This is a genomic window from Comamonas sp. MYb21 (genome assembly GCF_037479395.1).
Lineage (GTDB): Bacteria > Pseudomonadota > Gammaproteobacteria > Burkholderiales > Burkholderiaceae_C > Comamonas.
Map to the genome: position 1 here is coordinate 302,094 of NZ_JBBGZC010000003.1, position 23,634 is coordinate 325,727.

The following is a 23,634-nucleotide window of genomic DNA, read 5'->3' on the forward strand; positions in this document are numbered from 1 at the left end:
CGGAATTGTGGGCGGCCACTACCGCAGACCAGGGGAAAACCCGATAATGGCGGCCTTGTCATTGTCGGCATGGCGCTTGTGGCCATGCTTTTTTGTTTATGCCGGGTTCTGGGTCTTCCTCTTCTTCCGCGCCAGTCAATGAACTGCGCCGTGATCTCAAGGCGCGCCATTTGTCGATGATCGCCATCGGTGGCTCCATCGGCACGGGGCTGTTTGTGGCCTCGGGCGCCACCATTGCGCAGGCGGGGCCCGGCGGTGCGCTGCTGGCCTATGGCGTCATCGGCCTGATGGTCTACTTTTTGATGACCAGCCTGGGCGAGCTGGCGGCCTTCATGCCGGTGTCGGGCTCGTTTGCCACCTATGGCGCGCGCTATGTGGACGAGGGCTTTGGCTTCGCGCTGGGCTGGAACTACTGGTACAACTGGGCGATCACGATTGCGGTCGATCTGGTGGCCTCGCAGCTGGTGATGGCCTACTGGTTCCCCGATGTGCCGGGCTACTGGTGGAGCGCACTGTTCCTGCTGCTGATGGTGGCCCTCAATGCCATCTCGGTGCGCGGCTTTGGCGAGGCCGAGTACTGGTTTGCCGCGATCAAGGTGACGACGGTGCTGGTCTTCATCGCGCTGGGCGTGGCGATGATTTTTGGCATTTTGCGCGGCGGCCCGACGGACGGTGTCTGGGGCGCCATCGCCAACTGGCAGGTGGCCGATGCGCCGTTTGCCGGTGGCTTTGCGGCCTTGATCGGTGTGGCGATGATCGTGGGCTTCTCCTTTCAGGGCACCGAGCTCATCGGCATTGCGGCGGCCGAGTCCGAGAACCCCGCCAAGAACATTCCGCGCGCGGTGCGCCAGGTGTTCTGGCGCATTCTGCTGTTCTATGTGCTGGCGATTGCGGTGATCGGCTCGCTGGTGAGCTACACCGACCCGCATCTGCTGCGCAATGACATCGGCGATATCAGCGTCAGCCCCTTCACGCTGGTGTTCCAGAAGGCGGGCCTGCTGTCGGCGGCCGTCATCATGAATGCCGTGGTGCTGACTTCGGTGCTGTCGGCCGGCAACTCGGGCATGTATGCCTCCACCCGCATGCTCTACACGCTGGCTTGCCAGGGCATGGCGCCGCGCATTTTTGGCCGCCTCTCGCGCCATGGCGTGCCGGTGATGGCCTTGCTGGCGACCACGGTGATGGCCGGGCTGTGCTTTTTCAGCTTTTTGTTCAGCCCGCAGACCGTCTACCTGTGGCTGCTCAACCTCTCGGGCATGACCGGCTTTATCGCCTGGCTGGGCATTGCCATCAGCCACTACCGCTTCCGTAAGGGCTTTCTGGCGCAGGGCCATGATGTGTCGCAGCTGCCCTATGTCTCGCCCTGGTTCCCGTTTGGTCCCATCTTTGCGTTTGTGCTCTGCCTGGTCATCACCCTGGGCCAGAACTACGAGGCCTTCCTGAAGGACCATATCGACTGGGGCGGCGTGGTCGCCACCTATATCGGTCTGCCGGTGTTCCTGCTGATCTGGTGGGGCTACCGCTGGGCCAAAGGCAGCCGCACCGTGGCCTATGCCGATATGCGTTTTGATGGCCAGGTGGAGAGCGTGAAGTAAATCGGCTGTCTACTCTGGGTGGCCCGTAGATAGCAAAAAGCGAGTCCGAGGACTCGCTTTTTTTGTGGTTGATCGCCAGCGGCCTTATTCGCTGCGTGGCACCGGTTGGCGGCCAATCGACACATAGCCCAGGCCATAACCGGCCACCAGGGCCGGGTCATAGAGGTTGCGGCCGTCAAAAATCATGCGGTCGCGCAGGCTCTGGGCCAGCTGGCCAAAATCGGGCGCGCGGAAGATCTGCCACTCGGTGACGATGGCCAGGCAGTCGGCGCCCTGCAGGGTGGCCTCGGGGTCGGCAACCAGCACCAGGTCGCTGCGCTCACCATAGATGCGCTGGGCTTCCTGCATGGCGACGGGGTCATAGGCCTGCACGCGGGCGCCTGCAGCCCACAGCGCTTCGAGCAGGTTGCGGCTGGGCGCCTCGCGCATGTCGTCGGTATTGGGCTTGAAGGCCAGGCCCCACAGCGCAATCGTCTTGCCCTGCAACTGGCCGCCGTAGAAGGCGCTGATGCGCTCGAACAGCACGTTGCGCTGGGCTTCGTTGCGGGCTTCGACAGCGTTGAGCAGCAGGGGATCAAAGCCGATCTCCTCGGCGGTGCGCACCAGGGCCTTCACATCCTTGGGGAAGCAGCTGCCGCCATAACCCACACCGGGGTAGATAAAGTGGTAGCCAATGCGCGGATCGCTGCCAATGCCGCGGCGCACCGCTTCCACATTGGCGCCCAGGCGCTCGGCCAGGTTGGCGATCTCGTTCATGAAGCTGATCTTGGTGGCCAGCATCGCATTGGCGGCGTACTTGGTCAGCTCGGCACTCCGCACATCCATCACCACGATCTTGTCGTGGTTGCGGTTGAAGGGCGCATACAGCTCGCGCAGCCGCGCCTCTGACGCCGGGTTGCTGGTGCCGATGATGATGCGGTCGGGCCGCTGGCAGTCGGCCACGGCCGCGCCTTCCTTGAGGAATTCCGGGTTGGAGACCACGTCGTAACCGTGGCTGGCGCCGCGAGCTGCCAGGCCCTCGGCAATGACGGCGCGTACCTTGTCGGCCGTGCCCACCGGCACGGTGGATTTGTTGATGACGATGCGCGGGCCATCCATGTGCCGGGCAATGGTGCGGGCCACGGCCAGCACATACTGCAGGTCGGCGCTGCCGTCTTCGTCAGGGGGCGTGCCCACTGCTAAAAAGATGACCTCGCTGTGCGCCACGCCCAGCGCTGCATCGGTGGTAAAGCGCAAGCGGCCGTTGGCATGGTTGCTGGTGACCAGCTTGTCCAGGCCCGGCTCATGGATGGGGATCTGGCCGGCCTGCAGCGCGGCGACCTTGGCGGCATCGACATCGACACAGAGCACCTGGTGGCCGACATCGGCCAGCACAGCGCCTTGAACAAGACCGACATAGCCGGTTCCAAAAACAGTGACTTTCATACGCGGTAGAACGAGCGGTACCAGTCGACAAAGCGCTGGATTCCGTCTGTGACAGTGAAAGAAGGGGCGAACTGCACCCAGGCCTGCAAGGCCCGGGTGTCGGCCGAGGTGCTGTGCATGTCGCCCGGCTGGATGGGCAGCATGCGCTTGTTCGCCTGCATGCCCAGGGCAGACTCCAGCGCGGCGATGTAGTCCATCAGCACGGTGGGCTGACTGTTGCCGATATTGAAGATGCGGTAGGGCGCGGTGCTGGTGCCCGGGTTGGGCTGCAGAGGATCATAGCTGGCATCGGGCGTGGCGGGTTTGTCCAGCACGCGCAGAATGCCTTCGACGATGTCGTCGATAAAGGTGAAATCGCGCACCAGCTGGCCATTGCCGTAAACATCGATGGTCTCGCCCGCCAGGATCGCCTTGGTGAACTTGAACAAGGCCATGTCCGGCCGGCCCCAGGGCCCATAGACCGTGAAAAAGCGCAGACCGGTGGTGGGCATCTGGTAGAGGTGCGAGTAGGTGTGGGCCATCAGCTCGTTGGCCTTCTTGGTGGCCGCGTAGTAGCTGATCGGGTGGTCCACCGCATCGCTCTCGGCATAAGGCATCTTGGCATTGCCACCGTAGACGCTGGAGCTGCTGGCATAGACCAGGTGCGCCACCTGGTGCTTGCGGCAGCCCTGCAGCACATGGCCAAAGCCCAGCAGGTTGGCATCCGTGTAGTCGTCGGGCTGGTCGATGGAGTAGCGCACCCCTGCCTGGGCGGCCAGGTGCAGCACGCGCTGGGGTTGCACCTCATCAAACAGCGCGGCCATGCCGGCGCGGTCGGCCAGATCGAGCTGGATAAAGCGGAAGTGGGGATGGCTTTGCAGCTGCGCGAGCCGGGCCTCTTTGAGCGCAACATCGTAGTAGCTGTTGAGGTTGTCGATGCCAACAACGGGCAGGCCGCGCTCCAGCAGGCGCAAGGCGCAATGCATGCCGATAAAACCGGCAGCGCCGGTGACGAGAACAGGTTTCATGGTGTGATGGGTGCGGGCAGCCACACAAATTGGTAGTGCATGGGTGGCGTGCTGGCACGCATATGGGAAAACGGAAGGGTCAGATCTTGCACGGACGCGCCGGGCGCCGCAGCCAGCACCGGCTCCCACCAGGCGGGTGTGGCCTTGTCCATGCGGGCAATGTACAGCAGGCCGCGGCCGGTGTGCGCGGCCTTGGCGCGGGCTTGAGCCAGGCAGTCGGCCATGCGGCCAAACTCGGCCGTGCAGGCCGTGGCATAGGCCCCGGGATTGCGCGAGCGCAGCATGGCAGCGACCATATTGTCCGAGCCGACGATGACGCCTTGGCCGTCATAGCCCGCAGCCGCCAGCGCGGCGCTCAGCTGCGCGACGGGGTGGTTGAGCTCGTCGGGGTCCTTGCGCAGGTTGGACTGCCAGGGGCGCACCGTTGCCAAGGTCAGAAAGACCAGCGCAAACACCAGCACCGTGGTGGTGTAGCCCCGGCCCACGCCATCGGCCAGCAGGCGCGGACGCCAAACATACAGGGCCAGAGGTGCCACGGCCGTCAGCGGCAGCACCCAGCGCTGCTTGAAGCTGCTGACATCGCCTACCAGCACCATGCCCACCAGGATCGCAAACACCAGCGCCAGGTAGCGCCACAGCAGCGGCCAGGCCCAGATGCGCCATTCAGGTGTAGCGAGATCTGCGGCGGGCAATGGGGTGGGGTCAGCCTTCCACAAACGGCTGCGGTAGCTGGCCAGGCTGACCAGCAGCCACAGCCCCAGGGTCGAGAACACGGCGGTCGCCAGTGCGCCCAGGCCCTTGAGGTGGGAGACCTGGGTGGAGATGTCCATCTTGTGGATGGTCTCGGTCGTGGCCTCACGCCAGTGCTGCAGCAGCCAAAAGCCGTGCGGCGCAAAGATCAGCAGGCCAATCAGCGGCGCGAGCCACCAGCCCCGGCCCAGCAGCGCGCGGCGCACCTGGGGCACGCTGAAGGCGGCCACGGCAAACACGCCGATCAGCATCGCAAAGCTGTACTTGGCCAGCATGCCCACGCCGCAGAAAATGCCCAGGCCGACAAAATTGACCAAAGCTGGCGCGCGCACCTGGCGCAGGGCCATCCACCAGGCGCCAAAGGCCATTGCGGTGACCAAGATGGTGTGGGTCTGGTCGCGCACGCTGTCCCAGCCAAAGGGCAGCATCAGCAGCAGGCCGCCGGCGACCCAGAAGGCGCCCTTGGCCGGCAGCAGCGCGCGGCCGGTTTGCCAGGCCAGCACATAGGTGAGCACGATCAGGCTGTGCTTGACCAGCGACAGCGACAGCACCGTGGGCCCCAGCAACTGGCCCACCAGCCATTGCAGCCAGCTGTAGGCGGGCGGCTGGGCGCCATAGCCCAGCAGGAACTGCTGGGACCAGAGGATTTGTTCGGATTCGTCCCATTTCATGCCGTCCGAGATGGCCACCCGCGAGATGACATGCGCACAGGCCAGCACCAGCACCCAGGCCAGCGGGTGGCGGTAGAGCTGGGACTGCCAATCTTTGGCGGGGGAGGGGGACGCAGAGGTCATGGCAGAAACACGAAATGCTGGTGCATACAGGGCCCGCAGCCCCAAGGCGCGGCACCAGCCTGTCGCATCAGCAGCAGAGGAAAGAGCGGATCAGGTAGTATAGGCGACCACTGTTTTACCAATGCCACAAGAGTCGCCAACCCCGGTTGGGCTGCGCCGCATGCCGGTTCCGGTCTCGGTCCAGCCGCCTGTTTGAGCGGCTTTTTGCAATGTGCCCTCTATGTCTCCTGCTGTTTCCATCGTCGTCCCCATCTACAACGAGTTCGACAATCTGATCGCCCTGGTCGACCGGATTGACGCGGCCATGCGCTCGCAGCCGCTGAGCTATGAGCTGATTGCCGTCGACGATGGCTCCAAGGACGATAGCGCCAAGCGCCTGCTGGAGCTGGCTGCCACGCGGCCCTGGCTGCGCCCGGTGATCCTGGCGCGCAACTACGGCCAATCGAGCGCGCTGCAGGCCGGTTTTGACCGGGTGCAGGGCCGCTATGTGGTGACCCTGGATGCCGACCTGCAAAACGAGCCCGACGACATCCCCCTGCTGCTCAACCGCCTGGAGACCGACCCGAGTGTGGACATGGTCTCGGGCTGGCGCAAGGACCGCCAGGATGCGGCGATCTCGCGCAAGCTGCCCTCCAAGATTGCCAACCGTTTGATCTCCAATGCCACCGGCGTGCAGCTGCACGACTATGGCTGCGCGCTCAAGGCCTACCGCCGCCACATCATCGACCGCGTGCACCTCTACGGCGAGCTGCACCGCTTTATCCCGTCGCTGGCGCGCGATGCCGGTGCCCGCATCACCGAAGTGCCGGTGCGCCACCATGCCCGCACGGCCGGGGTCTCCAAGTACGGCATTGACCGCACCTTCCGCGTGATTCTGGACTTGATCCTGATGGTCTTCCTGATGCGCTACCGCCAGCGCCCGCTGCACGCCTTTGGCGGCCTGGGCCTGTGGCTGGCCACCCCCGGCTTTCTGATCCTGGCCTATCTGTTCATCGTCAAGCTGATGGGTGAGAGCATTGGCGGCCGGCCTTTGCTGATCATTGGCGTGATGCTGGTGCTGATGGGCATGACCTTTGTCGCCGCCGGCCTGATCGGCGAGCTGCTGACCCGCATCTACTACGAGTCCGGCGGTGGCCGCCAGTACTATGCGGACGACTATGTGATCGACGAGACCGGTGAGACCCCCCGCATGGTGCGCCTGGATGCCCATGCTGCACGCGCGCAAGCTGTGCAGCCCGCTGCCGCTTCCCACATTTAAGCGCCCCTTGGTGTGAACCGTACACAAAAAGCCTGCATCAAGGCCTTGTGTGGCGCCGCTTTGCTGGGCGCCGTCGCGTATTTTGCCGACCCTGCGGCCCTCTGGGCCCGGCTGCGTGCGGCCGATGGGCGCTGGCTGCTGGCGGGGCTGGCGGCGGCCATCGCATCGAACGTGGTGTCTGCCTGGCGCTGGCGTGCGCTGGCGCAGTGGCTGGGCGCGCCGATGCGCTGGCCCGATGCGCTGCGCTGGTATTTCCAGGCGATTGGCCTCAATGCCCTGCTGCCCGGCGCCGTGGTGGGCGGTGATGTTTACCGCGCCGTGGTGCTGCAGCGCAGTGGCCAGGGCAAGGCCGCTGCTTCGCTGTCGGTGCTGCTGGACCGCTTCAGCGGTCTGTGGATGCTCTGCGCCATTGGCGCCATCGGCGCGGCGCTGTCCGCCAACGCCTTGGCGCCCGTGCTGCGTATTTCTCCGGCGGCGCTGCAGGTTTTGATGCTGCTGGGCACCGCCCTCTGGATTGCTTTGCCCTGGCTGCTGCTGTGGTGGCTGGGCCGGCGCCAGGCGGCCAGCCTGCCGGGCTGGTTGCAGCCCCTGCTGCAGGCCGCTGCGCGCCCGGACTTTAACCGCCAGATGCTCGTGCAGGCGGGTTCATCGGCGCTGGTGCAGTTGCTGTCCGCCGCAGCCCTGGCGCTGGGCGGGCTGGCGCTGGGCATCCATCTGGACTTGGCCGCCTGGGCCTTTGCGATGGCGCCCATTTTTCTGATGGCGGCCTTGCCGGTCAGCGTGGGCGGCTGGGGCACGCGTGAGGCGGCCAGTGCGGCGGCGCTGGCGCCCTTTGGTGTGCCAGCGGCCTTGGCCGTCGGCGTGGGGCTGATCTATGGCGTGTATGCGCTGGTCCAGGGCGCGCTGGGCGCCGTAGCCTTTGGCCTGCCCAGCCGGCGCGAGCGCGAGGCGGATGCAGCATCCTGAATCCTGCGCGGCCTGAGGGTGGCGCCCAAGAAAAAAGCAAGTCCGCAGACTTGCTTTTTTTGTGCCCAAGGCCTGCGCACAGGCCCTGGGACGGTCTTTACACGGCGGTGATCGACACGGCCTTGGAGTTCAGGTAAGCCTCCATGGCTTCGGGGCCGCCTTCGCTGCCGTAGCCCGAATCCTTCACGCCGCCGAAGGGGAACTCGGCTGTTGGCGTCGCGGCTTGGTTGATCCAGACCATGCCCGCTTCGATCTGGTTCGACAGCAGCTGCACGTTCTTGTACGAACGGGTGTAGGCGTAAGCAGCCAGGCCAAATGGCAGGCGGTTGGCTTCGGTGATCGCGTCTTCGAGCTTTTCAAAGGTGCGGATCGCGGCGATCGGGCCAAAGGGCTCGTCATTGAATACCGAGGCGTTCATCGGCACATCGGCCAGGATGGTGGGCGCGAAGAAGTTGCCTTCGCTGCCCACGCGTGCGCCACCGGTGGCGACCTTGGCGCCCTTGGCAGCGGCGTCTTCGACGACCTGGGCCATGGCAGTCAGGCGGCGGGCATTGGCCAGCGGGCCCAGGGTGGTGCCATCGGTCAGGCCATCACCCAGCTTCAGGCTCTCGGCATGCTTGACGAAGGCGCTGACAAAGGCGTCCTTCACATCGCGGTGCACCAGGAAGCGGGTGGGCGAGATGCAGACCTGGCCGGCATTGCGGAACTTGGCAGCTGCCGTGGCCTTGACGGCCAGTTCCACATCGGCGTCGTCGGCGACGATCACCGGGGCGTGGCCGCCCAGCTCCATGGTCACGCGCTTCATGTGGGCGCCGGCCAATGCGGCCAGCTGCTTGCCCACGATGGTCGAGCCGGTGAAGGTCACCTTGCGGATGATCGGGTGGGGGATCAGGTACTCGGAGATCTCGGAAGGCGAGCCAAACAGCAGACCCAGCACGCCCTTGGGCAGGCCGGCGTCCACAAAGCACTGCAGCAGCGCGGCAGGCGAGGCGGGGGTTTCTTCAGGGGCCTTCACCAGGAAGGAGCAACCGGTGCCCAGTGCAGCGCCGAGTTTGCGCACCACCTGGTTGACCGGGAAGTTCCAGGGCGTGAACGCGGCGATGGGGCCGACCGGCTCTTTGATCACCAGCTGCTGCACATTGGGCACGCGGGCGGGCACGATGCGGCCGTAGACGCGCAGGCCTTCATCGGCAAACCATTCGATGATGCCGGCACCGGCCAGCACTTCGCCCTTGGCTTCGGCAAAAGGCTTGCCTTGTTCCTGGGTCAGCAGGCGGCCGATCTGCTCGGCACGCTCACGCAGCAGGCCAGCGGCACGGCGCATGATGTTGGCGCGCTCGATCGCGGGGGTGGCACGCCAGACCAGGAAACCCGCCTGCGCGGCTTCCAATGCACGGTCCATGTCTTTCTTGGTAGCGTGGGCCACCTTGCCAATGGGCTTGCCCGTGGCAGGGTTCACCACGTCGATGGTCTTGCCGTCGGAGGCATCGCACCATTCGTTGTTGATCAGCAGTCGGGTATCCGGATATGCAGCGGTCATTGCCATTTTTCCTTGCGTGTCTTGGAGGTATCCAGTGGTCGGGCCGTCGCGGGCAGCCAATGGATGGCTGCGGGCGAACAACTGCAAATCCTAACCGTTCGTGCCGGTGTGCGTAGTCGCGCAAGGCAATTTCGACATGCTGGGGCGGGCATGTACCGGATTTCTCCACAATAGAGCTGCAGGCCCGTGGTAAAACATGGGGTTTGCCGCGCGGGCAGCGTTGTTGCGCCGCGCCCTGTGCACGCCAGGGTGGCCTGGGCCGCACCACCATGAGACTTTTGGAAGCTTCAGACCATGCCATTGATCCGTACCAGTTCTGCCGTTGTCACCGTTCTTGCCGCATTGCTGGCAGGCTGCGCCACCAATGCGCCGGCTCCCACGCCTGATGCTGGCGCTGCTGCGACCACGGCCCCCGCCGCCAATGCGGCCCCTGCCGCAGCTGGCTGCGCCGGCAATGCCTGCGACACGGCGCCCCAGCTGCTGACCGGTGCATCGCCCCGCTTCCCCTACCCCGCAGGTGCCCAGCCCCAGCCGGCCAGCGTGAGAGTGCAGTTCGTCGTCAACACCGATGGCGCCGTCAGCGATGTGAAGACCTTGACCACCACCTCCCGCGACATGGCCACCGAGGTGGAGCGCGCGGTGCGCCAGTGGAAATACCGTCCCGCGATGAAGAACAACCAGCCGATGAAGGTCATCCTGCAGCAGCAGTTCGACTTCAAGCCCTGAGACAGACCACGCTTTCGCGCGTTCCACATGGCAAAACGCCCGCTGCACCTCAGGTGTCGCGGGCGTTGTTGCAGTAGAGGAGCGATCAGTTTGTAGGCGAGGCGCTTACTTCAGCGCGCAGATGCGCTCGGCCAACTCGATAAAGCCAGCGCCACGCTCGCCGCGCGTCACATAGCGCGGCAGGTGCTGTAGCTGGGGCACAAAGCGCGCGATATTGGCCACGCCAAAGCTGTTGTCGAAGTGCTGGAACATCAGCTGGTCATTGGTGGAGTCGCCGATATAGCACCACTGGCCGATTTCCGCATCGAGATCGCGCCCGAACAAGGTCTTGACGATCCAGCGCGCGCCTTCGAGCTTGTTGTGCCCGCCAAACCAGCCATTGATGTGGATGGAGCTGACGGTGGCATTCATGCCGGCTGCCTGCATCAGCGCCACGCAGCGGTCGATATCGGCCTGCGGCATTTGCGTGAACTCGCTGTGGTCCACGGCAATATCGCATTCGCGTCCGGCCGAATCGGTAGCGCGCTGCGCCCCCGGCACCGTCTGCTCTATCTGCGTGAGCACCGCCTGCATCTTGGCAAAGTTGGCGATGCGCGTGGCCTCGTCCTGCTGGTAGAGCTTGTCCAGCCCGCCGCTGGCATTGTGGCGCAGCGCGACGGCGCCGTTCTCGGCGACGATGGCATCCACCGGCCAGGCGGCGGCAAAAGGCTTGCTCCAGCCCACCGGCCGGCCGGTGATGGGGATAACGGCCAGACCTTTGGCCTTGAGGGCAGCGATGGCCTGCACCACGTTGTCAGGGACGGCGCCCTCTGTTGTCAGGGTGTCGTCGATATCGGTCAGCAGGCCGAGGATGGGGGCAGTCGGCTGCCATTGGGTCAAAGCTAGCATAGAGAGGGGAACGGCGAGAGGTCAGCGTAAATAATTAGGTGCATTTGCCTACGGTCAGAACAGTCAGCTGGTTTTCTGGGACTTATCCACAGGAAGCTGTTGGTATTAAATTACCCAAAAATCAATGAAGGGAAGGTTTGCAGTAAGGCAAAGAGCTGGGGTTTTCCATCAAGATTCGAGAGCCGGTCTTTTGGTCGACGGTGATTAATGAAAGACAGTCGGGCAACTTCCCATCATTTCTTGGTAGGGTCAATCTGAATCCATTCAGCGCCGATATCTTATTGTCCGTGTTAATGGGTAGATCAAGGCGAACCATCGTTATCCATTCGATATCTTGTGGTGAAGCGGGCTCCACCATTACTTCTATACGACGTGAATTCATTTCACCTTGCCACCCGCCCCAGCCATTGAAAACGATTGCATCGGGATATGTTTTTTCGGTGTTGAACGATCCTTGCTTGGGGAGCTCAAGAGAGTAATTGTCGATCACAATTGCCTTATTTGTTTTTGCAAATTGATTGACAGGTACTTCAACAGAATCGGCTTGTCGCAATGAAGGTTGCAAGGCAGGATAGGGGTTGATATGCGAATAGCGATTGAAAATATAGTTGATCTGATCTGATGGTGTGCTCGGCAGTGATCGATGCCAAAAATCCATATGGGGAACAGGTGTGACGTGACTCAGCGATCTAAAACCCAGGCCATTAGCCGTTGCTCCAGGGAGATCCATTGCAACTAGTAGGTTGTTGTTGGCTTTCTCTTGGTCCCGCCAATATTTAACAATTTCATTATCTTTGATGTTAAATATAGGCCGCGCGGATTGCAATGGGTTAAATCTTCCAAAGAAAAGTGCACCAAAAATAACGGAGGTTATTAAAATGGCATTGTGTGCTTGGTGTGGTTTATTCTTGATGATCAGGAATGTCACGACGATCATCGGTATAAAGGCTAAATCTTCCCATCGGTTTGGTGCGATGGTGTATTTGAGGGAAAACCAACCAAACGCAGCAAGTGCTATAAGTAGTAATAAGCGTTGCCATGAAAAAATAATGCCGATAGTATTGGCTGTATAGAATATTATAAGTGTAAGAATAACACCGCTCGCAAATTGCATTCTAAGTGGTTGAACATTGTCCCAGAGTAAAAGCATTCCAATGCCGGCCGGTATGGGGAGGAACATCCATGCACATTGAATGAAAAACGCAAGCGTCAGACCAATGAAAATTTTTCGTTTAGATTTGTCGCTCCATAGGGTGTTGAAATTTTTATAATTCAATAAGCACAAGACAGAAATGTAGTAATACATGCCCACTGTTCCAATTTCGGACATGTTCATGCCTACGAGATCTTTGTAGCTCCAGGAGAAATTAATGGCTGGGAAAAACCAAGACAGCCAAAACCTAGTAGGGACATCTCCCCCTACGATATGTCGGCCACCAGGGTACAGTGTGACGCTGGTCTCTTTGAGATAGTCATACTGGTATAGTGCCGCGGTGCAGGCAGCCAGTCCAGCAAAAATCACCAAATATACCAATGTGGGAATTTTAAAAAGCCTAGGTTGCAGCAGTAGTAATGTAATAAATCCTACAAATGCAAGAGAAATTTGGATGGGAGGGTAAAGATTTGTTAATAGCCAAGAGACGGATGCGTAATAGAAAAGACTCAGCTGCCAGAGGGGGTTGATCTTGAGGAAGAATGGGATGATTACCCATGGGAAAAAAGCGAATAGAGGGCCTTTTTCATTCCACCAAAACTGGCTGAATCCCGTGAAATAGAGCCCAAAAGAGAGTAGGATTGCGGTTTTATTGTCGGCTCCAAACTTGGTGAAAAGAAGGGCGTAGCCGGCGATAAATAAGGAGAAAATAGCAAACCAATGAAATGAGTAGGCATAAGCTGGATTGACAAAGCTATAAAGCCACATCGTTGGCTTGAAAATGAGGCCCCAGTCCGCAATGGGAAGTCCATAATTGATGCGCAGATCTTCCTGGTACAGTGAAGTTTTATTGTAGCGCTCGAAATTGTTGCGTATCGTTGCCTGAGTGAGTGGTGTTACAACCGCCCATTCATCGCTGCGTATAGGCCTTGCACTTCCAAAATCTGGTTTAATTTCGCTATAGCCCAGATGATTTTTTAAAAAATATGCGTAGGAAGAAGGTGACCATGTATTGCTGATATATACAATGCCAATCACCAAGAAGATGAAAAAAAATAATTTTCTGAACTGTGTATTTATCATGTAATACTTTCAATCTTCTGCCATTTTTAAGTATTCACAGCATGCCGCTGTTGGAACGGTCACTGTTCTCAACTAAATTTATTTGGAAAGGCAGGGATGTATGCGCTGCTTATTCTTTTTGATGCTTGCTGTATACGAATGTTATATAGTCGTCATGGATACAGCGAGGCCATATCTAGCTGTTTGCACGTTGGCGGTACAGAAGCCGGGTCATGCTGAGGTAGTTCACCGTCATCGCGACCAAGGTACCCGCAGCCACATACAGCATCAGCCATAGCGGGCCTTGGGGAAAGGTCCAGGCCAGCAACGAATAGACGGCAACGTTGACGGCACCGCCGCCCAGCATTAGACCCAGATAGCGCAGGTACTCGGCCAGCAAGCTGCCGTTGGCGCTGCGTCCCGCAAAGGAGATATTGCGGTTGATCAGCCAGGTCGTGGTGGCCGCCAGCCAGAACGACACGGCCCGCGCGGCATACACGCCCAGGGCATCCCGCAGCAAGGTCAACACCACGACATCAACGACAAAGGCAAGTGAGCCGGCAATCAGGAACCAGAGCACCGAGCGCTTGATCTTGAACTGCATCACTTGCTCGGCGTGTTGGCCACAGAAGCGAGATAAGCAATCTGCTTGATCTCGCGCCGCGTCAAGGTAATGGCTTGCAGGATCAGACCGGTGACAAAGGACACCCCGCCGCAGACGACCATGGCGGACACCAGGCCCAAGGTCGGAAAGCGCCGCACCATGCCCGTGTGGCTGTACTCCATCACGATGGGGATGGCCAGTGCAATGGCGACCAGCGCCAGTGCAGCACCCAGCCAGCCAAAGAACTGCAAAGGCTTTTCGCTGACCACCAGGCGGCCGATGGTCTTGAGGATGCGCCAACCGTCGCGGTAGGTGGACAGCTTGCTGGCCGAGCCCTCGGGCCGGGCGCCGTAAGGCGTATCGACCTCGGTGCAAGGCATGCGCAGCTCCAGCGCATGGACATTCAGCTCGGTCTCGATCTCGAAGCCCTGCGAATGTGCAGGGAAGGATTTGACATAGCGGCGCGAAAACACCCGGTAGCCCGAGAGCATGTCGCGAAAGCTGCCGCCAAAGATTTGCTGCACCGTGCCGGTCAACAGCTTGTTGCCCCAGCGATGGCCTGGCCGGTAGGTGACGCCGGTATCGCCGGGCTCAGGCTCCGCTTCGACGCGTGCACCAACCACCATGTCCAACTGCTCGTCAATCAGCATGTCGATGAGCTTGCGTGCCGACGGTGCATGGTAGGTGGCATCCCCATCGGCCATCACATAGATATCGGCATCCACATCGGCAAACATGCGGCGCACGACATTGCCTTTGCCCTTGAGATGGACATTGCACAGGTGCGCGCCCACTTCAACAGCGATCTCGGCGGTGCGGTCCGTCGAGAGATTGTTGAAGATGTAGATCTCAGCTTCTGGCAAGGCCTGGCGAAAGCCTTCCACCACCGGACGCACGGTCAACTCTTCGTTGTGGCAGGGGAGGATGACGGCGATACGCTGGTTGCGGTAGAGGCGGGACGGAAATTCGGTCATGTCAGAAATTATTTTTAATCATTCACACGGCTGCCGCATTGTGCCTGAGCCAGAAAGTTAACTTGCAAAGCATGCCCCAGAAAATGGCAGGGAGTACGGAGAGAAAAAGATAATGGGACGAAGGGGTCATGCATGTTATTGCTGAATTAATACATGCAATCGATATCATCTTTCGATATCTCAATGCGTTTGTGGCTGAATACCTCAGAAAAGCACGGTGCTTGCTGCGCTGCGCTCTTCCAGCCAAGGCTTCAATCGATACAGGCTGACCTCGCCATCGACCAGCATTAATTCAAAATATTGCAAAAATTCAGGCTGTTGTGCCACAGTCGCCGCCCGACCTGTGTGTATCACCAAGGCGGTGAAGCCTTCGGACTTGAGTTTATGGTACAGCTGCTGGGCACCGAGGTGTTGGTAGTCGCGGTAGCGCCACGGTCCAAACACATCGCCCCATGTGGCGCGCGGTGCATAGTAGAGGCTGTCTTCCAGGTTCATCTGGTACAGCTTGGCCTCAGGGTGTTCTTGCAAGTACCGCCAGACCTGGTAGCCAGCAACTTGCTGCTGCAGGATGGTATCGCGTGCGGCCTGAGTGGGGGCGATCAAAGGCCAGGATTTGGCGATACTGCGTGCTCCGATGATCCCCAGGGCCAGTACAAGCAATCCGACCAACACGTGTGCCAGTGCCCGGTACAGCTTGGCAGGCAGTTGCAGTAGCGACTGCGTGCATACCGCAGCCGACAGCAAACTGAGCAAGGGATAGGCGGGCAATAGGTAGCGCGGGTAGCGCGAGCTCAGCAGCCAGACCAACGCCATATAGGCCGCCCCTAACCAGGCAGCGCGCAGCGCAGGTACCCGTCGCACAGACGCCAGCAGCGGTGCAGCCAAGGAAGGCCATAGCACCCAATGCGGCCAACCCGCATGGTTGCGCAGGTCCTGCAACTGCCAGAGGTAGTCGCCGAGATTCCAGTCCGTAAAGCCCAGCAGTCGCCCGCCCAGCGGGTTGAAGGGATCGCCCGTGAGCAGGGCGTTGCGGGCATACCAGTAAACGCATGGCAGCGCAAAGCACAGGGCAGTACCCAGCCAGGTTGGCCATTCGCTGCGCATGCGCCAGCCTGGGCCTTGCAGGCGGTGGCGCCACAGCAGCGCAGCCCCAAACAGCGGCAGCAGGCCCAGCACCTGGTACTTGCTGCCAGCGGCGACTCCTAACAGGAATGCAGCCAGCCATACCACTCGCCGGTCTGCGGGCCGGATGCTGGCCAGCATGGCAGCAAAGGCGGTGGTCAGAAACATGGCCACGGCCATGTCGACATATGCAGCGCTGTAGTGGCTGCGGCTGGTGACCAGCCAGATCACTGTGGCCAGAGCAGCTGCCGTGCCAGCAGGCGCGGGCAGGTATTGCATCGCCAGCCGATAGATGAGCCAAGCGGTGACCCAGCCCGTGCTCGCATGGATCAGCTGGGGCAGCACATCGTTGCCCAACACCAGGGCGGCAGCAAACAGCAGGTCAAAGTTGTAGGGGAACCAGGGGTAGCGCAGCCATTCGTGCACACCCAGATGGCCGGTCAATGCCCACTCCCGCGCATGGGGCAGGTGGTACATCAGCGCATCCCAGGCCAGGGGCGGGCGCAGCGGGGCGAACAAGGTTGGCAACGTGGCCAGCAGCAGGAGCAGCAGCGGCCATCCCAGCGCAAACCGGGGCCAGGTCAACTGACGGGGTTGCAGCGCCGCAGCCACCAGCCCGCAGCCGATGACCAGCAAGACCGATGCGGTGTTGAGCAAGCCTGCAATGGCTAGCACTTGCAACGCACAAATGACCAAACCCATGCCCAGCGCGATGCGCACAGGCTGGCACGTGGGCAGATCGGATGCGGGCCAGAGCAGGCTGCCCAGCCCCCAGCAGGCGGCTATGAAAACCAGCAGCTGTGCGTACTGGCTGAGGACAAAGCCGATCAGCGCCATCGCAAGCGGGGAAGGCTTCTCGCACCCCGTTGGCCACCCTCCACGGCCCGCAAGCCGCTATGCCGGGCGGCATAGGATTGCAAAGGCAGCTGGGGGCGGGACTTGCGATGGGCCATCGGTATCTGGTACCGGCGCGATCAGGAGGTCTGCAATTCCAACCCCGCATGCTCGCGCAGCGGATGGAAGTGGATCTTCGGAAAACGCTCCTGCGCCAGGCGCACGTCATACGGGCTGGTGCACAGATACGCCAGGGTGTTGGCCGCGTCATGGGCCAGGCGCAGCGGGTAGGCGTGTTCAAACTCGCGCAGCTCGGCGGGGGTGTCGGCGGTGATCCAGCGGGCGCCGGTGTACTGGCAGCCTTCCAGGCGCACTTCGCAGTCATATTCGGTCTTCAGGCGGTGCTGCACCACTTCAAACTGCAGCTGGCCCACGGCGCCCAGCAGCATATTGCCGCCGGCATCGGGCTTGAAGACCTGGATGGCGCCTTCTTCGCCCAGCTGCATCAGGCCTTGCTGCAGCTGCTTGGTGCGCAGCGGGTTCTTCAGCACCACGGTCATAAACATTTCTGGCGCGAAGAAGGGCAGGCCGGTGAACTGCAGGTTGGGTCCATCGGTGATGGTGTCACCCAGCTGCACGCCGCCGTGCGTGGTAAAGCCGATGATGTCGCCGGCATAGGCCTCGTCCACCGCTTCGCGGCGCTGGCTCATGAAGGTCACCACGCTGGTGGGACGCAGCTCCTTGGCGGTGCGCTGCACCTTCATCTTCATGCCGGGGGTGTACTTGCCCGAGGCCACACGCACAAAGGCGATGCGGTCGCGGTGGTTGCTGTCCATATTGGCCTGCACCTTGAACACCACGCCCGAGAAGCTGCTGTCTTCCGGATGGATGGTTTTCTCTTCGCGGTTGCGGTTGACCTCGGTATAGGCGATGCGGGGACCGGGCGGCGGCGACATGTCCACCACCGCGTCGAGCACTTCCATCACACCGAAGTTGTTCACACCGGAGCCGAAGAACACCGGGGTCAGCTTGCCGGCCAGGAAGTCGGCATGGTTCCATTCGGCAGAGGCGCCCTGGGCCAGTTCCATCGAATCGAGCGCATCGTCAAAGGCCTGGCCAAAGCGGCTGCGCAGCTTGTCGGCCTCGCTCAGCGGGATGACTTCAAAATCCTTGGGGCCGCGGTCGCTGCCTGGCGCGAACACGGTCATGCTTTGGGTCAGCAGGTTGATGATGCCGCCAAAGCTCTTGCCCTGGCCCACGGGCCAGGTGATGGGGCAGCAGGGCATGCCCAGCTCGCGCTCGACCTCATCCATGATGTCCAGCGGATCGCGCACTTCGCGGTCCATCTTGTTGACGAAGGTGATGATGGGCGTATCGCGCTGGCGGCAGACCTCGATCAGGCGGCGGGTCTGCGATTCCACACCGTTGGCCGCATCAATCACCATCAGCGCCGAGTCCACGGCGGTCAGCACCCGGTAGGTGTCCTCCGAGAAGTCTTTGTGGCCGGGGGTGTCGAGCAGGTTGATGACATGGTCGCGGTAGCTCATCTGCATCACCGACGAGGCCACCGAAATACCGCGCTGCTTTTCAATCTCCATCCAGTCCGAGGTGGCGTGGCGCGAGGCCTTGCGGCCCTTCACCGCGCCCGCGATCTGGATCGCACCGGAGAACAGCAGCAGCTTTTCGGTCAGGGTGGTCTTACCCGCGTCCGGGTGGGAGATGATCGCAAAGGTGCGGCGGCGTTGGGTTTCGGGAGCGTAGGACACAGTACGGAAGAGCAAAGGGCGCAGACCCGGGACTGGGCTGCCAAAAAACAAAGCCAGCAGGTGCTGGCTGGGACTGCGGGCATTTTAACGGAAAGCGTTTTACCCGGGCTTGGGCAGGCAGGGCGCCAGCGCCTTTGCCCAGGTCGCCGCAGCGGCACAGCCGCGTCACCCGGGCTTAGCCACCCCTTCTCTCGGCCATCTTGATGCCATCTTGATATCCCGCCGCGCATTCTCAGCGCCTGCTTGATGCGCGCAAACCTACATTGGCTCCACTGCAGGCGTTTTGCCTGTGCAACACCACGCTGCGCGGGGCCGCATTGGGCGGCCTGGCTGCGGTGTATGAGGAGAAAACCATGTGGATCCATGGAGTGGAGGTGCTGGCCGCGCTGGTCAGTGCTGCGCTGTTTGTCTATCTGGGGTACGCGCTGCTGCGGCCCGAAAAATTCTGAAAAAAGGGGAGAGGGCCATGTACATGCTGCAAGACCTCGTATTTGTCGGGCTCACGCTGGCCTGCTTTGTCGGCCTGCTGGGCTTTGTTTGCGCCTTGGTGCGCATCTGAGCGGGGGCTGACATGGGTTTAGTCTGGATCGAATATGCCGCCTTTGTGGCGGTGCTGGTGCTGCTCACCATCCCCATGGGATGGTGGCTGGCACGCTGCTTTACCAGCGCGCACGACAGCCGGCTGGAGCGCTGGACCTACGCCGCCATCGGTGTGGACCCGCAAGAGCGCATGGGCTGGCAGCGCTATGGCGCAGTGCTGGTGATGAGCAACGGCCTGCTGATGCTGCTGGGCTACCTGCTCTTGCGGCTGCAGGGCAGCATGCCGCTCAACCCGCTGCAGAATGCTGCGCAGACGCCGGATCTGGCGTTCAACACGGCAGCCTCCTTCATCACCAACACCAACTGGCAGGCCTATGCGGGTGAGAGCAGCCTGAGCAATGCCACGCAAATGGTGGTGATCACCGGCCTGATGTTTGCGGGCTCCGCCGCCGGCCTGGCCGCTGCTGCCGGCTTTGTGCGCGGGCTGGCCCGTGCGGGCAGCCAGGATATTGGCAACTACTGGGTGGATTTTGTGCGCATGCTCTGGCGCGTGCTGCTGCCGCTGTCGCTGCTGCTGGCGCTGGTCTATGTCTGGCAGGGCGTGCCCCAAACCCTGGGCACCGAGGTGCTGGCCCATACCATCGATGGCGGCCGCACGCAGCAGCTGCTGATGGGCCCGGTCGCGAGCCTCGAGAGCATCAAGCACCTGGGCACGAACGGGGGCGGCTTCTTCAGCATGAATGCGGCCCATCCTTTTGAGAACCCCACGCCGCTCACCAATATGCTGCACATCCTGGCGATGCTGCTGATCCCGGCGGGCATGACCTATGCGCTGGGCTCGATGCTGCTCAAGCGCCGCCAGGGCTGGGTGTTCTTTGGCGCCAGCCTGATCATCTTCCTGGGCTTTCTGGCCCTGGTCTGGACAGGCGAACAAAACGGCAGCAGCCTGCTGGCCCGCGCCGGCGCCGACCAGCAGTGGAGCACCACGCAAGCGGGCGGCAATATGGAGGGCAAGGAGCTGCGCTTTGGCATTACCGATACCGCCCTGTTTGTGACGGCCACCACGGCGGCCACCACCGGTTCGGTCAATGCCATGCATGACTCGCTCACGCCGCTGGGCAGCATCACACCGCTGGCGCTGATGATGCTCAACTGCGTGTTTGGCGGCGATGGGGTGGGCCTCATCAACCTGCTGCAGTACGCCATCCTGACGGTGTTCCTGGCCGGCATGATGATCGGGCGCACGCCCGAGTTCCTGGGCAAGAAGATCGAGGTGCGCGAGATGAAGCTGGTGATGCTGTCGGTGCTGGCCCACCCGGCCTGCATTCTGGGCTGGACGGCGCTGGCCATGCTCTGGCCGGGCGCTGCCGACAGCCTGAACAACCGGGGCCCGCATGGCTTCTCGGAAATTCTCTACGCCTATGCCTCGGCCACTGCCAACAACGGCTCGGCCTTTGCGGGCCTCAATGCCAACACGCCCTTCTTCAACACCACCTTGGGCCTGGCGATGCTGATGGGGCGCTACCTGACGCTGCTGCCGCTGCTGGCTGTCGCCGGCAGCATGGCCAGCAAGGCCAGTGTGCCCGCCGGGGCCGGCACCTTCCCCACCGCCACGCCGCTGTTCACCGGATTGCTGGTGTTTGTGGTGCTGGTCGTCGGCGGGCTCACCTTTTTGCCAGCGCTGGCGCTGGGGCCGGTCGTAGAGCAGCTGCAGATGCTGGCTGGGCAGCTCTACCCCTGAGTCCCCTCTCTTTGACCTGGTATCCCAACTGATTTGACGCGAACCGGGGCACGGCCAGGCCGTGCCCGCAGGAGAAAAACATGACAAGCCTTGATTCCGATAAACGCCTGCCTACGCCCAGTGCGCAGCAGGCCGCCGCCCCCGCCGACGCAGGCTGGGGCCGCACTTTTGGCCGCACTTTGGGCAGCAGTGCCCGCGCCGCCGTGCTGGTACTGCTGCTGTGCGGCGTGGCCTACCCGCTGACCACGACCGGCGTGGCCCAGGCGCTGCTGCCCCATGCCGCCAATGGCTCGCTGGTGCTGCACAATGGCCAGATCGTGGGCTCGGCCCTGATCGGCCAGTACTTTGACAGCGCCCGCTACTTCCATGGCCGGCCCAGCGCCACGACGGCACCTGACCCCAAGCAGGACGGGGCCAGCATCGCTGCGCCTTACAACGCCGGCCTGTCCGGCGCCAGCAACCAGGGCGTCAGCAGCCAGGGGCTGGCCGATAGCGTGGCTGAGCGTGTGGCGCAGTACCGCAGCACCAATGGCCTGGCGGCCGATGCGGCCGTGCCGGTCGATGCGGTCACCGCCTCGGCTTCGGGCCTGGATCCCCATATCTCGGTCGCCAATGCCAACTTGCAACTGGCCCGCGTGGCGCGCGAGCGGCAGTTGCCGCCCGCCCAGGTGCAGCAGTTGCTGGACCAGGCCACGCAGCGGCGCACTGGCTACCTGCTCGGTGAGCCCCGCGTGAATGTGCTGGCGCTCAATATGGCGCTCGATGCCCTGCCAACCCGGAGCCAACCATGAACACGAAAAAACGGACGGCATCTGCCGGCCTGGGCGATCTGGCGCTGCTGCAGGCCGCCGCCTGGGATGCGCTGCGCAAACTCTCGCCCCGCCTGCAATGGACCAACCCGGTGATGTTTGTGGTCTACCTGGGCGCCTGGCTCACCAGCCTGCTGTGGCTGCAAGCGCTGTTCATGGCGCAGGAGGGCAGCGGTTTTACGTTGGCCATTGCCGGCTGGCTGTGGTTCACCGTGCTGTTTGCCAACTTTGCCGAGGCGCTGGCCGAAGGGCGCAGCCGCGCCCAGGCCGCCAGCCTGCGTGGTATGAAGCGTGACACGGTGGCCAAGGTACTGCAGCAAGCGCAGCATGGCGCCGCCTGGACGGCCCAGCCCGCCAGCAGCCTGAGCAAGGGCACATTCCTGCTGGTGGAAGCTGGCGATGTGATCGCGCTCGACGGCACCGTGGTCGAAGGCGTGGCCTCGGTCGATGAAAGCGCCATCACCGGCGAATCGGCCCCCGTGGTGCGCGAGGCCGGTGGCGATTTCTCGTCGGTGACCGGCGGCACGCGCGTGCTGTCCGACTGGCTGGTGGTCGAGGTCACGGTGAACCCGGGTGAGTCGTTTCTGGACCGCATGATCTCGATGGTCGAATCGGCCAAGCGCCAGAAGACGCCCAACGAGCTGGCGCTGGGCATCTTGCTGGTGGGGCTCACCTTGGTGTTTCTGATGGTCATCGTCACGCTCTGGCCGTTCTCGGTCTTTGCGGTGGCGCAATCGGGCAGCGGCAGCGCTGTCGGCGTGGCCGTGCTGGTGGCGCTGCTGGTCTGCCTCATCCCGACCACCATCGGCGGTCTGCTGTCTGCGATTGGGGTGGCCGGCATGGGGCGCATGATGCAGGCCAATGTGATTGCCACCTCGGGCCGCGCGGTGGAGGCTGCGGGCGACGTGGATGTGCTGCTGCTGGACAAGACCGGCACCATCACCTTGGGCAACCGCCAGGCGAGCGAATTCTTGCCAGCGCCTGGCGTGAGCGCCGCGCAGCTTGCCGAAGCCGCCCAGCTCTCGTCGCTGGCCGATGACACCCCCGAAGGCCGCAGCGTGGTGGCGCTGGCCCAGGAGCGCCATGGGCTGAGCCCCGCTGTGCTCGACCCCGCCCAGGCCCAGCCGGTGCCGTTTACCGCCCAGACCCGCATGAGCGGCCTGGACCTGGCTGGCGCCACAGGCCCGCGCAGCCTGCGCAAAGGCGCGGCCGATGCGCTGCGCCGCCATGTCGAGGCGCTGGGCGGGCAGTTTCCGCAGGCGGTGCAACTGGCGGTGGAGAGCGTCTCGCGCAAGGGCAGCACGCCGCTGGTCGTCGCCGATGGCGCGCGGGTGCTGGGCGTGATCGAGCTCAAGGACGTTGTCAAACCCGGCATGCGCGAGCGCTTTGCACAGCTGCGCCGCATGGGCATCCAGACCGTGATGGTGACCGGCGATAACCCGCTGACCGCCGCTGCGATTGCCGCCGAGGCGGGCGTGGACGACTACCTGGCCGAGGCCCGGCCCGAGGACAAGCTGCAGCTGATCCGCAGCCACCAGGCTGCAGGCCGTTTGGTGGCGATGACGGGCGACGGCACCAACGATGCACCCGCACTGGCCCAGGCCGATGTAGCGGTCGCGATGAACAGCGGCACGCAGGCCGCCAAGGAAGCCGCCAACATGGTCGACCTGGACAGCAACCCCACCAAGCTCATCGAGGTGGTGGAGACCGGCAAGCAGATGCTGATGACGCGCGGCGCGCTCACCACCTTCAGCATTGCCAACGATGTGGCCAAGTACTTTGCGATCATTCCGGCCGCCTTTGTCGCTACCTACCCGCAGCTGGCATCGCTCAACATCATGGGCTTGCACAGCGCCGATTCCGCGATTCTGAGCGCCGTCATCTTCAACGCGCTGATCATCATCGCGCTGGTGCCGCTGGCCTTGCGCGGCGTGCGCTACCGGGCCGTGGGTGCGGCGGCCTTGCTGCGCCGCAATCTGCTGGTCTACGGTCTGGGTGGTTTGCTGGTGCCGTTTGCCGGCATCAAGCTGATCGACATGCTGCTGACGGCAACAGGCTTGTTCTAAGCGCTTGCCCCACA

Annotated in this window: 18 protein-coding genes; 8 read left to right on the plus strand and 10 right to left on the minus strand. The window is 62.4% G+C overall.

Going from position 1 to position 23,634, the window contains the following annotated elements; genetic code table 11:
- The first annotated feature begins 98 nt into the window (after nt 1–98).
- On the plus strand, nt 99–1,595 hold the full coding sequence (locus tag WH367_RS06390) for an amino acid permease (RefSeq protein ID WP_021027109.1): 1,497 nt from the start codon (nt 99–101) through the stop codon (nt 1,593–1,595).
- A gap of 84 nt (nt 1,596–1,679) precedes the next feature.
- Here WH367_RS06390 and WH367_RS06395 read toward each other — a convergent pair whose 3' ends face one another.
- The 3 genes from WH367_RS06395 to WH367_RS06405 are packed head-to-tail and all read right to left on the minus strand — an operon-like array spanning nt 1,680 to nt 5,571.
- Nucleotides 1,680–3,020: a UDP-glucose dehydrogenase family protein gene (locus tag WH367_RS06395; RefSeq protein ID WP_339534922.1), complete on the minus strand. Its 1,341-nt coding sequence runs from the start codon at nt 3,018–3,020 to the stop codon at nt 1,680–1,682.
- On the minus strand, nt 3,017–4,027 hold the full coding sequence (locus tag WH367_RS06400; RefSeq protein ID WP_339534923.1) for an NAD-dependent epimerase: 1,011 nt from the start codon (nt 4,025–4,027) through the stop codon (nt 3,017–3,019). The genes WH367_RS06395 and WH367_RS06400 overlap by 4 nt, the downstream gene beginning before the upstream one ends.
- Nucleotides 4,024–5,571: an ArnT family glycosyltransferase gene (locus WH367_RS06405; RefSeq protein ID WP_339534925.1), complete on the minus strand. Its 1,548-nt coding sequence runs from the start codon at nt 5,569–5,571 to the stop codon at nt 4,024–4,026. The genes WH367_RS06400 and WH367_RS06405 overlap by 4 nt, the downstream gene beginning before the upstream one ends.
- Before the next feature lie 220 nt (nt 5,572–5,791).
- On the opposite strand from WH367_RS06405, the gene WH367_RS06410 reads away from it, so the two are divergent.
- Nucleotides 5,792–6,829, plus strand: coding sequence for a glycosyltransferase family 2 protein (locus WH367_RS06410; RefSeq protein WP_339516589.1), 1,038 nt, complete (start codon nt 5,792–5,794; stop codon nt 6,827–6,829).
- Nucleotides 6,830–6,841: 12 nt separating this feature from the next.
- A complete protein-coding gene (locus WH367_RS06415) occupies nt 6,842–7,795 on the plus strand; it encodes a lysylphosphatidylglycerol synthase transmembrane domain-containing protein (protein ID WP_339534926.1) in 954 nt (317 codons plus the stop codon).
- Nucleotides 7,796–7,892: 97 nt separating this feature from the next.
- Here the strand turns inward: WH367_RS06415 and WH367_RS06420 are convergent, their stop codons facing one another.
- On the minus strand, nt 7,893–9,335 hold the full coding sequence (locus tag WH367_RS06420) for an NAD-dependent succinate-semialdehyde dehydrogenase (protein ID WP_445228080.1): 1,443 nt from the start codon (nt 9,333–9,335) through the stop codon (nt 7,893–7,895).
- A gap of 294 nt (nt 9,336–9,629) precedes the next feature.
- Between WH367_RS06420 and WH367_RS06425 the strand changes: the two genes are divergently transcribed.
- Nucleotides 9,630–10,061: a TonB family protein gene (locus tag WH367_RS06425; protein WP_339516595.1), complete on the plus strand. Its 432-nt coding sequence runs from the start codon at nt 9,630–9,632 to the stop codon at nt 10,059–10,061.
- Between the two features lie 105 nt (nt 10,062–10,166).
- On the opposite strand, the gene WH367_RS06430 is transcribed toward WH367_RS06425, so the two are convergent.
- The 6 genes from WH367_RS06430 to WH367_RS06455 form a co-directional block, all read right to left on the minus strand.
- Nucleotides 10,167–10,949 (minus strand): HAD-IIB family hydrolase, encoded by a 783-nt coding sequence (locus tag WH367_RS06430; protein ID WP_339534930.1) that lies wholly within the window; start codon nt 10,947–10,949, stop codon nt 10,167–10,169.
- A 121-nt stretch (nt 10,950–11,070) separates the two neighbouring features.
- A complete protein-coding gene (locus WH367_RS06435) occupies nt 11,071–13,185 on the minus strand; it encodes a DUF7657 domain-containing protein (RefSeq protein WP_339534932.1) in 2,115 nt (704 codons plus the stop codon).
- A gap of 175 nt (nt 13,186–13,360) precedes the next feature.
- Nucleotides 13,361–13,768, minus strand: a complete 408-nt coding sequence (locus WH367_RS06440) for a GtrA family protein (RefSeq protein ID WP_339534934.1) — start codon at nt 13,766–13,768, stop codon at nt 13,361–13,363.
- Complete coding sequence (locus tag WH367_RS06445; RefSeq protein WP_339534935.1) at nt 13,768–14,742, minus strand: glycosyltransferase family 2 protein; 975 nt, start codon at nt 14,740–14,742, stop codon at nt 13,768–13,770. The genes WH367_RS06440 and WH367_RS06445 overlap by 1 nt, the downstream gene beginning before the upstream one ends.
- Nucleotides 14,743–14,946: 204 nt before the next feature.
- Nucleotides 14,947–16,539, minus strand: coding sequence for a hypothetical protein (locus WH367_RS06450; RefSeq protein ID WP_339534937.1), 1,593 nt, complete (start codon nt 16,537–16,539; stop codon nt 14,947–14,949).
- 299 nt (nt 16,540–16,838) lie between these two features.
- Nucleotides 16,839–18,464 (minus strand): peptide chain release factor 3, encoded by a 1,626-nt coding sequence (locus tag WH367_RS06455; protein ID WP_116926707.1) that lies wholly within the window; start codon nt 18,462–18,464, stop codon nt 16,839–16,841.
- A 353-nt stretch (nt 18,465–18,817) separates the two neighbouring features.
- Between WH367_RS06455 and kdpF the strand changes: the two genes are divergently transcribed.
- The 4 genes from kdpF to kdpB all read left to right on the plus strand — a co-directional run bounded on the left by kdpF (nt 18,818) and on the right by kdpB (nt 23,620).
- Nucleotides 18,818–18,913, plus strand: a complete 96-nt coding sequence (gene kdpF / locus WH367_RS06460) for a K(+)-transporting ATPase subunit F (protein WP_027010947.1) — start codon at nt 18,818–18,820, stop codon at nt 18,911–18,913.
- Nucleotides 18,914–19,035: 122 nt separating this feature from the next.
- The gene (gene kdpA, locus WH367_RS06465) at nt 19,036–20,745 is read left to right on the plus strand and encodes a potassium-transporting ATPase subunit KdpA (RefSeq protein WP_339534939.1); all 1,710 of its coding nucleotides are present in this window, start codon (nt 19,036–19,038) and stop codon (nt 20,743–20,745) included.
- Nucleotides 20,746–20,825: 80 nt separating this feature from the next.
- Nucleotides 20,826–21,536: a potassium-transporting ATPase subunit KdpC gene (kdpC, locus tag WH367_RS06470; RefSeq protein ID WP_339534941.1), complete on the plus strand. Its 711-nt coding sequence runs from the start codon at nt 20,826–20,828 to the stop codon at nt 21,534–21,536.
- Nucleotides 21,533–23,620 carry a potassium-transporting ATPase subunit KdpB gene (gene kdpB, locus WH367_RS06475; RefSeq protein ID WP_339534943.1) on the plus strand — a complete coding sequence of 696 codons (2,088 nt, stop codon included), beginning with the start codon at nt 21,533–21,535 and terminating at the stop codon, nt 23,618–23,620. The genes kdpC and kdpB overlap by 4 nt, the downstream gene beginning before the upstream one ends.
- Nucleotides 23,621–23,634: the final 14 nt, after the last annotated feature.

What these genes read in the sequence shown, in the direction of transcription:
- WH367_RS06435 (WP_339534932.1), bottom strand. Translation starts at nt 13,185, where the DNA reads ATGATAAATACACAGTTCAGAAAATTATTTTTTTTCATCTTCTTGGTG.
- WH367_RS06445 (WP_339534935.1), bottom strand. Translation starts at nt 14,742, where the DNA reads ATGACCGAATTTCCGTCCCGCCTCTACCGCAACCAGCGTATCGCCGTC.
- kdpC (WP_339534941.1), top strand. Translation starts at nt 20,826, where the DNA reads ATGACAAGCCTTGATTCCGATAAACGCCTGCCTACGCCCAGTGCGCAG.
- WH367_RS06405 (WP_339534925.1), bottom strand. Translation starts at nt 5,571, where the DNA reads ATGACCTCTGCGTCCCCCTCCCCCGCCAAAGATTGGCAGTCCCAGCTC.
- kdpA (WP_339534939.1), top strand. Translation starts at nt 19,036, where the DNA reads ATGGGTTTAGTCTGGATCGAATATGCCGCCTTTGTGGCGGTGCTGGTG.
- WH367_RS06430 (WP_339534930.1), bottom strand. Translation starts at nt 10,949, where the DNA reads ATGCTAGCTTTGACCCAATGGCAGCCGACTGCCCCCATCCTCGGCCTG.
- WH367_RS06400 (WP_339534923.1), bottom strand. Translation starts at nt 4,027, where the DNA reads ATGAAACCTGTTCTCGTCACCGGCGCTGCCGGTTTTATCGGCATGCAT.
- WH367_RS06420 (WP_445228080.1), bottom strand. Translation starts at nt 9,335, where the DNA reads ATGACCGCTGCATATCCGGATACCCGACTGCTGATCAACAACGAATGG.
- WH367_RS06395 (WP_339534922.1), bottom strand. Translation starts at nt 3,020, where the DNA reads ATGAAAGTCACTGTTTTTGGAACCGGCTATGTCGGTCTTGTTCAAGGC.
- kdpF (WP_027010947.1), top strand. Translation starts at nt 18,818, where the DNA reads ATGTGGATCCATGGAGTGGAGGTGCTGGCCGCGCTGGTCAGTGCTGCG.
- kdpB (WP_339534943.1), top strand. Translation starts at nt 21,533, where the DNA reads ATGAACACGAAAAAACGGACGGCATCTGCCGGCCTGGGCGATCTGGCG.
- WH367_RS06425 (WP_339516595.1), top strand. Translation starts at nt 9,630, where the DNA reads ATGCCATTGATCCGTACCAGTTCTGCCGTTGTCACCGTTCTTGCCGCA.
- WH367_RS06410 (WP_339516589.1), top strand. Translation starts at nt 5,792, where the DNA reads ATGTCTCCTGCTGTTTCCATCGTCGTCCCCATCTACAACGAGTTCGAC.
- WH367_RS06390 (WP_021027109.1), top strand. Translation starts at nt 99, where the DNA reads ATGCCGGGTTCTGGGTCTTCCTCTTCTTCCGCGCCAGTCAATGAACTG.
- WH367_RS06440 (WP_339534934.1), bottom strand. Translation starts at nt 13,768, where the DNA reads ATGCAGTTCAAGATCAAGCGCTCGGTGCTCTGGTTCCTGATTGCCGGC.